14 protein-coding genes and 1 tRNA gene are annotated in these 13,598 nt (G+C 68.8%); 12 read left to right on the top strand and 3 right to left on the bottom strand.

Features of this window, described 5'->3' with window-relative positions; genetic code table 11:
- Window positions 1-26: 26 nt before the first annotated feature.
- Window positions 27-1,253: a pyridoxal phosphate-dependent aminotransferase gene (locus tag BIU89_RS14060; protein ID WP_071247383.1), complete on the bottom strand. Its 1,227-nt coding sequence runs from the start codon at window positions 1,251-1,253 to the stop codon at window positions 27-29.
- Between the two features lie 152 nt (window positions 1,254-1,405).
- Between BIU89_RS14060 and BIU89_RS14055 the strand changes: the two genes are divergently transcribed.
- The 6 genes from BIU89_RS14055 to BIU89_RS14030 all read left to right on the top strand — a co-directional run bounded on the left by BIU89_RS14055 (window position 1,406) and on the right by BIU89_RS14030 (window position 5,026).
- Window positions 1,406-1,478: transfer RNA gene (locus BIU89_RS14055), tRNA-Trp, on the top strand.
- 35 nt (window positions 1,479-1,513) lie between these two features.
- Window positions 1,514-1,777 (top strand): preprotein translocase subunit SecE, encoded by a 264-nt coding sequence (gene secE, locus BIU89_RS14050; RefSeq protein WP_371830607.1) that lies wholly within the window; start codon window positions 1,514-1,516, stop codon window positions 1,775-1,777.
- A 135-nt stretch (window positions 1,778-1,912) separates the two neighbouring features.
- Window positions 1,913-2,962, top strand: coding sequence for a transcription termination/antitermination protein NusG (gene nusG, locus BIU89_RS14045; protein ID WP_071247381.1), 1,050 nt, complete (start codon window positions 1,913-1,915; stop codon window positions 2,960-2,962).
- 158 nt (window positions 2,963-3,120) lie between these two features.
- On the top strand, window positions 3,121-3,552 hold the full coding sequence (gene rplK, locus BIU89_RS14040; protein WP_017888638.1) for a 50S ribosomal protein L11: 432 nt from the start codon (window positions 3,121-3,123) through the stop codon (window positions 3,550-3,552).
- 90 nt (window positions 3,553-3,642) lie between these two features.
- Window positions 3,643-4,332, top strand: a complete 690-nt coding sequence (gene rplA / locus BIU89_RS14035) for a 50S ribosomal protein L1 (protein ID WP_017888639.1) — start codon at window positions 3,643-3,645, stop codon at window positions 4,330-4,332.
- Window positions 4,333-4,417: 85 nt separating this feature from the next.
- Window positions 4,418-5,026 (top strand): Pr6Pr family membrane protein, encoded by a 609-nt coding sequence (locus BIU89_RS14030; protein WP_071247379.1) that lies wholly within the window; start codon window positions 4,418-4,420, stop codon window positions 5,024-5,026.
- A gap of 4 nt (window positions 5,027-5,030) precedes the next feature.
- Here BIU89_RS14030 and BIU89_RS14025 read toward each other — a convergent pair whose 3' ends face one another.
- Window positions 5,031-5,714 carry a YqaJ viral recombinase family protein gene (locus BIU89_RS14025; RefSeq protein WP_071247377.1) on the bottom strand — a complete coding sequence of 228 codons (684 nt, stop codon included), beginning with the start codon at window positions 5,712-5,714 and terminating at the stop codon, window positions 5,031-5,033.
- A 66-nt stretch (window positions 5,715-5,780) separates the two neighbouring features.
- A complete protein-coding gene (locus tag BIU89_RS14020; RefSeq protein WP_027466368.1) occupies window positions 5,781-6,992 on the bottom strand; it encodes an ROK family transcriptional regulator in 1,212 nt (403 codons plus the stop codon).
- Between the two features lie 144 nt (window positions 6,993-7,136).
- Between BIU89_RS14020 and BIU89_RS14015 the strand changes: the two genes are divergently transcribed.
- From BIU89_RS14015 to BIU89_RS13990, 6 genes are all read left to right on the top strand, one after another.
- Complete coding sequence (locus BIU89_RS14015) at window positions 7,137-7,883, top strand: sugar phosphate isomerase/epimerase family protein (RefSeq protein ID WP_071247375.1); 747 nt, start codon at window positions 7,137-7,139, stop codon at window positions 7,881-7,883.
- Window positions 7,880-9,031, top strand: a complete 1,152-nt coding sequence (locus BIU89_RS14010; RefSeq protein WP_071247372.1) for a Gfo/Idh/MocA family protein — start codon at window positions 7,880-7,882, stop codon at window positions 9,029-9,031. The genes BIU89_RS14015 and BIU89_RS14010 overlap by 4 nt, the downstream gene beginning before the upstream one ends.
- 114 nt (window positions 9,032-9,145) lie before the next feature.
- On the top strand, window positions 9,146-10,447 hold the full coding sequence (locus BIU89_RS14005) for an ABC transporter substrate-binding protein (RefSeq protein WP_071247367.1): 1,302 nt from the start codon (window positions 9,146-9,148) through the stop codon (window positions 10,445-10,447).
- 180 nt (window positions 10,448-10,627) lie between these two features.
- Window positions 10,628-11,623, top strand: coding sequence for a carbohydrate ABC transporter permease (locus tag BIU89_RS14000; RefSeq protein ID WP_017888646.1), 996 nt, complete (start codon window positions 10,628-10,630; stop codon window positions 11,621-11,623).
- Complete coding sequence (locus BIU89_RS13995; RefSeq protein WP_017888647.1) at window positions 11,616-12,455, top strand: carbohydrate ABC transporter permease; 840 nt, start codon at window positions 11,616-11,618, stop codon at window positions 12,453-12,455. The genes BIU89_RS14000 and BIU89_RS13995 overlap by 8 nt, the downstream gene beginning before the upstream one ends.
- A 137-nt stretch (window positions 12,456-12,592) precedes the next feature.
- Window positions 12,593-13,540, top strand: coding sequence for a TolB family protein (locus BIU89_RS13990; protein WP_071247365.1), 948 nt, complete (start codon window positions 12,593-12,595; stop codon window positions 13,538-13,540).
- Window positions 13,541-13,598 lie beyond the last annotated feature (58 nt).

Raw genomic sequence — 13,598 nt, 5'->3', positions numbered from 1 at the left:
GGTGGCCCGTTCTGTGTGCCCGAGGTCTACGCGAAGAACGCCGCCAGCCGGGCGACGCCCTCGGCGATGTCGTCGTCGCCCAGCGCGTACGACAGGCGCAGGTAGCCGGAGGGGCCGAAGGCCTCACCCGGAACGACCGCGACCTCGGCGTGCTCGAGGATCAGGTCGGCCAGCTCGAGCGTGGTCGTCGGGGTGGTGCCGGCCCACTCGCGGCCGAGCAGCGCGGTGACGTCCGGGTAGACGTAGAAGGCTCCCTGCGGGGTCGGCGTGCGGAAGCCCGGGATCGCGTTGAGGCCGTCGACGATGGCCTTCCGTCGGCGGTCGAAGGCCTCGCGCATGGCGGCGACGGGCTCCTGGGGACCGGTCAGGGCGGCGATGGCGGCGCGCTGCGACACGTTCGAGACGTTCGACGACAGGTGCGACTGCAGGTTCGACGCGGCCTTGACGGCGTCGGTCGGGCCGATGAACCACCCGACGCGCCAGCCGGTCATCGCGTAGGTCTTCGCGACGCCGTTCACCAGGATCGTGGTGTCGGCGAGGGCGGGGACCTCGGCCAGGATGCCGGCGAAACGGACGCCGTCGTACACCAGGTCCTGGTAGATCTCGTCGCTGATCACCCAGATGCCGTGCTCGAGCGCCCACTCGCCGATGGCCCGGGTCTGCTCGGCGGAGTACACGGCGCCCGTGGGGTTCGACGGCGAGCAGAACAGCAGTGCCTTGGTCGCCGGGGTGCGGGCGGCCTCGAGCTGCTCGACCGTCACCAGGTAGTCCTGGTCGCTGCCGGCGAAGACCTCGACGGGCTCGCCGCCGGCCAGCCGGATGGCCTCGGGGTAGGTGGTCCAGTACGGCGCGGGCAGCAGGACCTCGTCACCGGCGTCGACGATGGTCTGGAACGCCTGGTAGACCGCCTGCTTGCCACCGTTCGTGACGATGACCTGCGACGGCTCGACGGTGATGCCGGACACCCGGGCGGTCTTGTCGGCGATGGCCTGCTTGAGTTCGGGCAGGCCGGTCGCGGGCGTGTACCGGTGGTTCTTCGGGTCCTGCGCGGCAGCGACGGCCGCGTCGACCACGTGCTGCGGGGTCGCGAAGTCAGGCTCGCCGGCGGCGAACGAGATCACCGGCCGCCCGGCGGCCTTGAGCGCCTTGGCCTTCGCGTCGACCTTGAGCGTCGCGGACTCGGCGATGGCCGCGATGCGGGACGCGATGCGCGGACGATCGGCCGGCGCGGTGGCGAGGGTGTCGACGGACACGTGGGCGGTGGACTCGGGGCCTGGGGCTGCGGTGCTCACGGGGTCCAGCCTACCGGCGCGGCACGCCGTGGGAGGGGCCAAGTGGACACCGTGTGACGGACTCCCGTAGACTCGTCCACCGGAACGCGGATCGGTGACGAACCGTGTTGCGAAGGGCGGTGGCTCAATTGGTAGAGCAGCGGTCTCCAAAACCGCAGGTTGCAGGTTCGAGTCCTGTCCGCCCTGCAACTCTGGAAGGGTAGAAGTTGGCGAGCAAAGACATGGAGACGACGGCGGACGACGTCGTCGCCAAGGCGAAGCAGGACCGGGCCGAGCGCCGCGGGCCCATCGCTGCCATCGTGCTCTTCATCCGTCAGGTGATCGGCGAACTGCGCAAGGTCGTGACGCCGACCCGCAAGGAACTCTTCAGCTACACGGGCGTCGTGCTCGTGTTCGTCGTCGTCATGATGATCCTGGTGTCGATCCTCGACTTCGTGTTCGGTCTCGGCGTCGGGTACGTCTTCGGCAACGGGCCCACGGCCTGACCCTGACGTCGACTGCCGTGTGCGGTCGTCCTCGAGGAGTACGGTCGCCCGAGACGGCGTCGATCGTGACGGCGTCGCTCGTGACCGTGAACGAACGCCAACCCGACCCGAACCACCGAACGGAAAGAATCGACTGTGTCTGACAACTCCCGCGATGACATCGACCTCGCGACGGCTGCCGAGCAGTCCTCCGAGGTCGAGGAGAACCAGGAAGGCGACGTCGAGACCGGCGAAGGACGCTCCGTCGAGTCCGCTGAAGAGCGTGCGATCTCGATCGAGGGCGACGACGACGAGTCCCTCGGCCTCAGCTCCGAGCCCGACGACGGCACCGTCGACGCCGGCCTCGACGAAGCACTGACGGCCCTGCAGGAAGCCCGCGACCCCGAGGCCGACGCCGTCGTGGACGACGCCCTCGAGATCGACTCCACCGACGAGGCCGAGGCCGCCGTCGAGGCCGTCGAGGACGAGGAAGAAGTTGAGCTCGAGTCCGATACCGCCGCCGAGGCGAACGAGACGCTCGCCGCCGACGAGGCACTCGACGCCGAGGACGAGGACGACGAGCCCGCCGAGGTCGACCCGTACGAGGCCTTCAAGGCCGAGCTGCGGATGAAGCCGGGCAAGTGGTACGTCATCCACTCCTACGCGGGCTTCGAGCGCCGCGTGAAGTCGAACATCGAGAACCGCATGGTCTCGATGTCGATGGAGGACTACATCTACCAGGTCGAGGTCCCGATGGAGGACGTCGTCGAGATCAAGAACGGGCAGCGCAAGCTGGTCACCCGCGTTCGGATCCCCTCGTACGTGCTCGTCCGCATGGACCTCAACGAGGACTCGTGGTCCGTCGTCCGGCACACCCCGGGCGTCACCGGCTTCGTCGGCAACGCGCACAACCCGACGCCGCTCCGTTTCGACGAGGCGTTCGGCATGCTCAAGTCCCTCGTGCAGGTCGCCGAGGCCGCCCCGACCAAGGGCGGCGCGAAGGGCAGTGGCCTGCAGGCGCAGCCCGCAGCCGAGGTCGACTTCGAGATCGGCGAGACGATCACGATCAAGGAAGGCTCGTTCGCGGGCCTGCCGGGTTCGATCTCCGAGATCAAGCCGGAGAGCGGCAAGCTCACCGTCCTCGTCTCGCTGTTCGAGCGCGAGACCCCGGTCGAGCTCAGCTTCGACCAGGTCACCAAGCTCTAGCGACCACCCAGATGTAGCGATCACCGAGATCGACTACACTGAACGGGTTTGGGCCCGCGCGCCTCGTGCGAGCGGGCCTTCACCGCTGTCCGGAACGGCCGGACCAGCGGGAGAGTGCACGGATCCCCGTGTGTTCGATTCCAGGAGGAAGACAAGTCATGGCACCGAAGAAGAAGGTCACGGGCCTGATCAAGCTGCAGATCAACGCGGGAGCCGCCAACCCGGCCCCCCCGATCGGTCCGGCGCTCGGTCAGCACGGCGTCAACATCATGGAGTTCTGCAAGGCGTACAACGCGGCGACCGAGTCGCAGCGTGGCAACGTCGTGCCGGTCGAGATCACCGTCTACGAGGACCGTTCGTTCACGTTCGTCCTGAAGACCCCGCCGGCCGCCGAGCTCATCAAGAAGGCTGCTGGTGTGCAGAAGGGGTCCTCGACCCCGCACACGGTCAAGGTCGCGAAGATCTCGATGGACCAGGTCCGTCAGATCGCCGAGACCAAGCAGGCCGACCTGAACGCCAACGACATCGAGCAGGCCGCGAAGATCATCGCCGGCACCGCACGCTCGATGGGCATCACGGTCGAGGCCTAAGCACCGATCGGGCTCCGGCCCACCACCAGACACCTTTCCGTGGGAGAGCCTCGCCGGCTCGCCAACCACGTATCTCGCAAGGAGACCACCATGGCGAAGAAGTCCAAGGCCTACCAGGCCGCGGCCGCGAAGATCGAGGCCGACAAGTTCTACACCCCGACCGAGGCCGTCGCCCTGGCCAAGGAGACCGGTTCCTCGAAGACCGACTCCACGGTCGAGGTCGCGCTGAAGCTCGGCGTGGACCCCCGCAAGGCCGACCAGATGGTCCGCGGCACGGTCATCCTGCCGCACGGCACGGGCAAGACCGCCCGCGTCATCGTCTTCGCGACGGGTGCGGCTGCTGAGGCCGCCATCGCCGCCGGTGCCGACGAGGTCGGTGGCGACGAGCTCATCGCGAAGGTCGCCGAGGGCTACACCTCGTTCGACTCCGCCGTCTCGACCCCGGAGCTCATGGGCAAGGTCGGTCGTCTCGGTAAGGTGCTCGGCCCGCGTGGCCTCATGCCGAACCCGAAGACCGGCACCGTGACCCCGAACGTGGCGCAGGCCGTCAACGACATCAAGGGCGGCAAGATCGAGTTCCGCGTCGACAAGCACGCCAACGTGCACTTCGTCGTCGGCAAGGCCTCGTTCACGCCGGAGCAGCTCGACGAGAACATCTCGACCGCGCTCGAGGAGATCAACCGCCTCAAGCCGTCGTCCTCGAAGGGCCGTTACGTCATGAAGGGCGCCGTCTCGACGACCTTCGGTCCCGGCATCCCGCTGGACGTCAACAGCATCTGAGTCGAGAGACTCGTGGAAGGACCCGCACCGGCAACGGTGCGGGTCCTTTCCGCATGTGGGGCGCGTGTCCCGATAGCGTGGTGCCGTGCGCACCCTCGTGAACTCGCTCCGACTGATCGCCGTCATCGCCATCGTCGTCGCGGTCGTGGCGCAGTGGCTCGAGAGCTCGCAGACCCCGACCTACTCGTTCTGGAACTTCTTCGGCTACTTCACGATCCAGTCGAACCTGATCGTCGCCGTGGCCCTCGCGGTGACGCTCGTCGCCGCAGTCCGACGCAAGCGGGCGGACCTCGCCGTCTCGGTGCTCCGTGGCGCCGCGACGGTGTACATCGCGACGACGGGCATCGTCTACAACACGCTGCTCACGGGCGCGAACGTGTCGGCCTCGGTGCCGTGGTCGAACGACATCGTGCACAAGATCATCCCGGTGTACGCGGTGCTCGACTGGCTGCTGTTCTCCGACCGCGCACGGCTGCTGCTCCGCCACGTGTGGTGGTTCCTGCTCTACCCGGCGGTCTGGACCACCGTGGTGCTCGTCCGTGGCGCGACCGACGGGTGGGTGCCGTACCCGTTCCTCGATCCGGCGCAGGGCTACGGCGTCGTCGCGATCTACGTGGTCGGGATCGCGGTCTCGATCACCCTGCTCGGCATCCTCGTCGTCGGGATGAGCCGACTGCGACTGGTGAAGGTCTAGGGGGCTAGGAGCGGAAGCCGCGCAGCTTGTCGAGCACCAGGTCGGCGAGCTGGACGAGCCCGCGGATCTGGTCGTCGTCGCGGTCGACCCAGCGGCACTCGGGCTCGTCGGCGACCGGCACGAACCCGTCGTGGCGTTCCCAAACGAACAGGGTGCGGTCGGCACCGAGCACGTACTGCTGCCACCAGATCTGCCGGAGGTAGTGCCGGGGGATGCTCCGCCAGGCCTTGCCGGTGGTCTTGATCTCGGCGAGCACCACGCGGGACGACTCGTCGACCCCGACGCCGTCCGGGGTGGCGAGGTGGGCGCGGTTCGCAGCGGCGTGGAACAGGTGCGCCGAGGGCTGGATGCCGTGGGTGGCGGCCACCCAGGCGGCGATGACCGGTTCGCGGTCCTTGCCGTGCTCGGTGAACGCGTTGCCGGAGAAGCGGGATCCGTAGCGCTTGTCGGTGACGACGGCGTCGACGGCGCGCAGCGAGGCGAGCCGGGCGACGTCGGTGGCGGTGATGCCCATGGCGCGGGCGCGGAGCCAGGCGACGCGGTCCGAGGAGTGCGCGACGATGCGCTCGGTGTGGCCACGCAGGGCGGTGAACGCATCACGCGCAGCCGGGACCGGTGTTCCGGAGGCGGGATGCGCCTCCAGACCGGGGTCCAGGTCGCCCCACAGGGTGGGCTGCACGATCGTCACCCGACGATTGTCCCCCGACCACCGGCAAGACCGAAACCGACGCGCTCACGCGACCGCGGGTGTGCGTCAGGAGACCAGTTCGCGACCCTCGGCGAACGCGACCAGCTCGTCGACCCCGGCGGGGGAGAGGGCGTAGCCGATGGCGAGGGCCGCAGCCCCCTGCAGCGCGGCGAGGGACCCGGCGCGGGACTGCACGATGACGAGGTGCTCACTGGCCAGGGGCATCGAGCGGGAGTAGACGACCTCGCGGACGCCGGCGAGCAGGTGCTCACCGGCCTGCGTGATCGAGCCGCCGAGTGCAATCACGGACGGGTTGATGAGCGAGATGCAGGTCGCCAGGACCTCGCCGATGTCCCGACCGGCCTGTCGGACGGCGTAGATCGCGTCGAGGTCCGACCGGTTCACCAGGTCGATCACGTCCGCACCCGTGTGCGCGTCGTGCCCCTTCGCGCGGAGTGCGCGGGCGATGGCCGGACCGGAGGCCACGGCCTCCAGGCAGCCGGTGTTGCCGCAGTGGCAGGGGACGTCGCCGGCGCGGGAGACCCGAACGTGGCCGATGTCACCCGCGGTGCCCTGGGCCCCGCGCTGCAGTCGGCCCTCGGAGACGATGCCGGACCCGATGCCGGTGGCGACCTTCACGAACAGCAGGTGGTCGACGTCCGGCCAGCCGTGCTCCCGCTCACCGAGGGCCGCGATGTTGACGTCGTTGTCGAGCAGCACGTGGGCGGCGATGTGCTGACGGAGCCACGAGGGCACGTCGAAGCCGTCCCAACCGGGCATGATCGGCGGGTTGGCCGGGCGGCCGGTGGAGAACTCGACGGGCCCGGGGACCCCGATCCCGATCGCGATGACGTCCTGTCGGCTGCGCCCGACCTCGGCGAGCAGGTCGTCGATCGTCTCGACGAGCCAGGACAGCGTCGGCACCGGACCGGCGGCGATGTCGATCCGGGCCTCGCGGGTGGCGAGCGGTGCCGCGACCAGGTCGGTGACGGCGACGCGACCGTGTGAGGCGCCGAGGTCGGCGGCGATCACGAGCCGGGCGCGGGGCTTCAGCGCCACCTGGGCGGGCGGGCGACCGCCGGTGGAGACGGCGGTGTCCACGGCGCCGACCAGCCCGATGTCGATCAGGGAGTCGAGGCGCACGCCGATGGTGGAGCGTGCGAGTCCTGTCAGTGCGGCGAGCTCGGCCCTGGTGCGCGGCACGCCGTCGCGGAGGATCTGGAAGAGCTCGCTCGTCCCGACCGGAGGCGACGCTGCCGTCCGGTTCAAGTCGACCATGTGGGGAGTGAAGCACACATCGTTCGCGCCACGCAATGAAGTCCGTCGACATTCCTCGGACTTCTGCTTGACCGCCGACAAAAGTGCTCGTAGTGTGACGATCGGTCAGTGACGACCGCACCATCTCGACGAGGAGAACCCCTGGTGACCCAACCGCTCTCGGTCCAGCTCTACACGGTCCGCGATGCCCTCAGTGCTGATCTGCCCGGCACCCTGCAGCGCATCGCCGACATCGGCTACACGAACGTCGAGGCCTTCGGCTTCGTCGACAACGCCGACGAACTCGCCGCCGCCCTCCGCGACGCCGGCCTCGCCGCCCCGAGCGGACACGCCCGTCTGCTGGACGCCGGCGAGCAGGACCTCGAGCGCATCTTCCACGCCTCCACCACCCTCGGCTTCGGGACCCTCATCGACCCGCACATCGACGAGTCCCGCTGGACCACCCGCGAGGACGTCGAGGCGATCGCCCGCGAACTCAGCGCCCTCGCCCCGCGCGCCGCCGACCACGGCCTGGTGCTCGGCTACCACAACCACGCGTTCGAGTTCTCGAACCGCATCGACGGTGTCAGCGCCTACGAGGTCTTCGCCGACGCCCTGTCCGACGACGTCGTGCTCGAGCTCGACACCTACTGGGTGCAGGTCGGCGGGGACGACCCGGTCGCGGTCATCGGCAAGTACGGCGACAAGGTCCAGTTCCTGCACGTCAAGGACGGCGACGGCTCGCACGACGACAAGCAGCAGGTCGCCGTCGGCAACGGCATCATGCCGATCCGCGAGATCATCACCGCGGCGCCCGATGCACTGCACGTCGTCGAGCTCGACGACCACGAGGGTGACGTCTTCCAGGCCGTCGCCGACTCCTACACGTTCCTCGAGGGGGCCCGCGCATGACCGACACCACGACGGCCGCTGCAACGGCGACCGACAGCACCACCCGCACCGGCCCCGTCGGCGTCGGCGTCATCGGCGCCGGGGTCATCTCGGACCAGTACCTGTCGAACCTCACCGTCTTCCCCGACGTGACGGTCCGCTTCATCGCCGACATCGACCTGCCGCGCGCCGCCGCCCAGGCCGAGAAGTGGGGCGTCCCCGGATCGGGCACCGTCGAGGAGCTCCTGGCCGACGACGACATCGAGATCGTCGTGAACCTGACGATCCCGGCCGCCCACGTCGAGGTCGCGCTGCAGGCCCTGGCCGCCGGCAAGCACGTCTGGGGCGAAAAGCCCTACGCCCTCGACCGTGCCAGCGCCGCGGAGCTCCGCGATGCCGCGGCCGCCGCGGGCAAGACCGTCAGCGTCGCCCCGGACACGTTCCTCGGCGCCGGCCTGCAGACCGCGCTCCGCACCATCCGCGACGGCCGGATCGGCACGCCCCTGAACGGCCTGACGCTCTTCCAGAGCCCCGGACCCGAGTCGTGGCACCCGAGCCCCGAGTTCCTCTTCGCGTACGGTGCCGGTCCGCTGTTCGACATCGGCCCGTACTACATCACCACCCTCGTCCAGACGTTCGGACCGGTGAAGAAGGTCACGGCGACGGCGTCGAAGTCCCGCGCCACCCGCACCATCGGCTCCGGACCGAAGGCCGGCACCGAGTTCCCGGTGGACGTCCCGACGAACCACTCCGCGCTGATCGAGTTCGAGAACGGCGGCAGCGCGCAGAGCGTCTTCTCGTTCGAGTCCGACCGCGGCCGCACCGGCTTCGTCGAGATCGCGGGGGAGACCGGCACCGTCGTGTTCCCCGACCCGAACAACTTCGACGGCGACACCGAGCTGTACGCCCTCGGTTCCGAGGAGCCCCAGACGATCCCCGCGGTCGGCTCCACCTACTCGCGCGGCACCGGCGTGGTCGACCTGGCCCGCTCGCTGCGGGCCGGCGACGAGAACCGCGTCCCCGGTGCGCTCGCCTTCCACGTCCTCGACGTGATGGTCTCCATCGCCGAGGCGGCAGAACGTGGCGAGGCGGTGCTCGTCGAGAGCACCGTGTCGCCCTCCCCGACCCTCCCCGAGGGCTGGGACCCCGCGGAACGCACCCTGGCCTGACCGCCAGGGCGCTGCCCGCAACCCACAGCAGCACCCGACCAGCACCATCCGCAGCACCAGCTCCACCTCTGCACCATCCCCTGCACCATCTCAACGACGAGAAAGTAGAGAGTCATGCGCACTGCCATCCGCGCACTGGCCATCACCGCGGCCGCCGCACTCACCGTGTCCGGCCTCGCAGCCTGCTCCTCCGGATCGTCCGGCGACTCCGGCGACTCCAAGACGCTCACCTACTGGGCGTCCAACCAGGGCACGTCCCTGCAGAACGACAAGGAGGTGCTGACCCCCGTCCTCAAGAAGTTCACCAAGGAGACCGGGATCAAGGTCGACCTCCAGGTCATCGGCTGGAACGACCTGCAGAACAAGATCCAGACCGCCGTCACCTCGGGCCAGGGCCCGGACGTCGTCAACATCGGCAACACCTGGGCGACCTCGCTCCAGGCCACCGGCGCCTTCCAGGAGTTCGGTGACGCCGAGATGAAGGCGATCGGCGGCGAGGACAAGTTCGGCAAGGTCGCCCTGTCCACCGGTGGCGCGCCCGACAAGACGGTCACGAGCGTCCCGCTCTACGGCCTCGCCTACGGCCTGTACTACAACAAGAAGATGCTGTCGGACGCCGGCATCACCCCGCCCACCACGTGGGAGGAGATGGTCTCCGACGCCGAGAAGCTGACCAAGGGTGACACCTACGGCTTCAGCCTCGCGGGTGGTTCGTACACCGAGAACTCGCACTTCGCGTTCATCAACTCGGCGCAGAACGGTGGCGAGTGGTTCGACAAGGACGGCAAGCCGACCTTCACCTCGAAGGCCAACGTCGACGGCATCAAGCGCTACCTCGACCTGATGCAGGACTCGAAGGTCGCGAACCTGTCGAACGCGCAGTACGACAACGCGACGCAGTCCACCACGGACTTCGCGAAGAAGAAGGCCGCGTTCATCCTCAACCAGAACAACGCGAACGCGACCATCGAGTCCCTCGGCATGAAGTCGGACGAGTACGGCGTCGTGGCGCTGCCCGCTCCGAGCGGTGGCGAGCAGATCGCCTCGTTCCCGGCTGGCATCAACCTGTCGGTCTTCAAGAACACGAAGAACAAGGACGGCGCGCTCAAGTTCGTCAAGTACATGACGAGCATGGACACGCAGACGACGCTGGACAAGCCGTACTCGGCCCTGCCGGTGCTCGCCGAGGCTGCTGACTCCGTCACGGACGAGCAGACGAAGACGTTCCTCGACATCTACAACAACAAGGCGAAGCCGCTCCCGCTGGTGCCCGCCGAGGACCAGTTCGAGTCCACGGTCGGCAAGGCGATGAACGACATGTTCGCCAAGATCGCGACCGGTTCCAAGGTCTCCGAGGCCGACATCAAGTCGGCACTGCAGACCGCCCAGGACCAGGTGTCCCAGGCCGCCGGTTGATCCACCCTGGAGGCCCGGGTCGCGTCCGCCGGACGCGCCCGGGCCTCCGCCCCTGACGTTCCAGGGCCGACCACCCGTCGGCCGTGAGGCACACGCCCCACGCACCCCGCGCCTCCCGGCCGCTGCCACGGCCCGCGCGGACCGCACCTGCACGCCCCTCCTGCCGAAAGGCCCCACCAGATGTCCACGACGGTCCTGCCCGACTCGGAGCGCATCGACCTGACGCACACGAAGGCCCCGACGATGTCGGGCCGTCCGCCAGGTCGCAAGCGCAAGACCCACTGGCTGCCCTACGCGCTCGTCGCGCCGGCCATCCTGTTCGAGCTGCTCATCCACATCGTCCCGATGCTCACCGGCATCTGGATCTCGTTCATCCAGCTCACCAAGTACTTCATCGCGAACTGGGGTGCCGCGCCCTTCGCCGGGTTCCGGAACTACCAGGTCGTCGTCGACTTCGACCAGGCGATCGGCCGCGGGGTCCTCAACTCGTTCCTCATCACGTGCGCCTTCACGGTCCTCGTGGTCGGGCTCTCCTGGACCTTCGGCATGGCCGCAGCGGTCGCGCTGCAGAAGCCGTTCGCCGGACGCGGGCTCTTCCGCACCCTGTTCCTCGTGCCCTACGCGCTGCCGATGTACGCCGGCGTCATCACCTGGAAGTTCATGTTCCAGCGTGACTCCGGGGCCCTGAACCACCTGCTGGTCGACCAACTCGGTCTCTTCGGCGGCAACGCCCCGTTCTGGCTCATCGGCAACAACGCCTTCGTCGCCGTCGTCGTCGTGGCGATCTGGAAGACCTGGCCGTTCGCGTTCCTGATGCTCATGGCCGGTCTGCAGTCCGTCCCGAACGACGTGTACGAGGCCGCCTCGGTCGACGGCGCCAAGCCGTTCCGCCAGTGGCGCTCGATCACGCTGCCGATGGTCCGCCCGGTCAACGTGACGCTCGTGCTCGTGATGTTCCTGTGGACGTTCAACGACTTCAACACGCCGTTCGTGCTGTTCGGCTCGACCGCGCAGCCACCCGCCGCGGACCTGCTGAGCTTCCACATCTACAACGCGTCGTTCATCACCTGGAACTTCGGTTCCGGTGCCGCGATGAGCGTCCTGCTCCTGCTCTTCCTGCTCGTCGTCACCGGCATCTACCTCGCCGTGACCAACCGGAGGTCCGTCCGTGCGTGAGACAACTGGCGCCAAGTCCTTCAAGATCATCACCCTGGTCGTCCTGACGCTGTTCACGGTCGTGCCGCTCTACGTGATGATCACCACGGCCATCAAGCCCCTCGGCGACGTGCAGGACAACTTCACGTGGATCCCGTCGAGGATCACCTTCCAGCCGTTCATCGACATGTGGTCGACGGTGCCGCTCGGCCGGTACTTCATCAACTCGCTCGTGGTCTGCACGGTGGCGACGGTGTTCTCGCTGATCATCGCGACGTTCGCCGCCTACGGTGTCTCGCGCTGGAACTTCAAGGGCAAGAGCACCTTCACCACCGCGGTGCTCTCCACGCAGATGTTCCCCGGCGTGCTGTTCCTGCTGCCGCTGTTCCTGATCTTCACGAACCTCGGCAACACCCTGGGCATCCAGCTCGTCGGGTCGTGGCTCGGCCTGATCATCACGTACCTGACCTTCACGCTGCCGTTCTCGATCTGGATGCTGGCCGGGTACTTCGAGACCATCCCGCGCGAGCTCGACGAGGCCGCGATGGTCGACGGTTCGGGCCCGATGGGTGCGCTGTTCCGGGTCATCCTGCCGTCGGCCCGCCCGGGTCTGGTGGCGGTCGGGATCTACTCGTTCATGACGGCCTGGGGTGAGGTCCTCTTCGCCTCGGTCATGACGAACGGCCTCGGTTCGACCCTGGCGGTCGGTCTGCAGCAGTACTCGACGCAGACGAACGTGTACTGGAACCAGGTCATGGCGGCGTCGCTCGTCGTGTCGATCCCGGTCGTGGCCGCGTTCCTCGTGGTCCAGCGCCAGTTCGTCGCCGGCCTGACCGCCGGTGCCGTGAAGTAGGCGGAGGCCCCTTCCGCAAAACACCGGTGTTCGCGCTCGACGCCCCCGCATGACGCGGTGCGCAGCGTGAACACCGGTGTTTTGCCGTTCCCCACCGACCCCGACCACGACCACCCGACGACCGACAGGATGGAACCATGAGCGACGAGACCCGAGGGCGGCAGCTGCTGCCCGGACAGACCAGCCGCGTGCACGTGTACGACGTCGAATCCCGCACCTCGCGGCTCGTGTTCGAGTCGGCCACGGTGCTCGTCGAGGCGCCGAACGTCCTGGACGCCGAGACCCTGGTGCTCAACGGCGACGGCGACCTGTGGCTGCTGCGGCTGCCGTCGGCCGACAGCGGCACCGTCCTCGACGAGACCGCGCTCGTGCCGGTGCCGATGGACGGCGTCGACGAGATCAACAACGACCACGTGCTCGAGCCGTTCGGCAGCTCCATCGTGGTGAGCGCCCGCGACGGCGAGCTCTACCGCGTCCCGCTGCCCGAGGGCGGTCCCGCGACCCGGATCACCGACGTCGCAGCGGCCCTGCCCACCAAGCGGAAGTTCTACCTGCACGGCATCGCCCCCGACGGCGGCGCCCTCGCCGCGATCGTGGGGGAGCTGTCCGAGGACGGCGTCTGGACGACCGACGTCGCGATGGTCGACCCGGAGACCGGCGAGCCGACGTTCGTCACGCGGGACGAGCACCCCGACGACGGCTGCACCATCAGTCCGGCCGGCGGGATCCTGCTCTGGAACACGGAGCGGTTCACCCCCGGCACCGCGCAGCTGGCCGTGCGCTGGCCCGGGCACGACAGCCCGGTCCGCCTGACGAACGACGACCGGGTGAACTGGTTCCCGCACCTGTCGCCGGACGGCGCGCACCTGCTCTACCTGTCGTACGAGCCCGGCGTGCAGGGCCACCCGGCGGACCACCGCGTCGAACTCCGGCTGCTGCCGGGTTCGCTCGTCCGCGGCGCACGGATCGCGGTCCGGCCCGAGACCCTGGTGGCCCTCGACGGCGGGCAGGGGACGGTCAACGTGCCGCCGTGGGCCCCCGACTCGGCGTGGTTCGCGTACTGCGACTACCCGGTGGCCCGGTAGCGGCGGCGTCTGCGGCGCCGGGGGCGGCGGCGTCCTCACGCGCTGCGCGACAGTCCAC

It is taken from the genome of Curtobacterium sp. MCBA15_005, assembly GCF_001864855.1.
GTDB classification, from domain to species: Bacteria; Actinomycetota; Actinomycetes; order Actinomycetales; family Microbacteriaceae; genus Curtobacterium; species Curtobacterium flaccumfaciens.
Note: the sequence above shows the minus strand (reverse complement) of the source record. Positions and strands in the feature narration are given on the sequence as shown.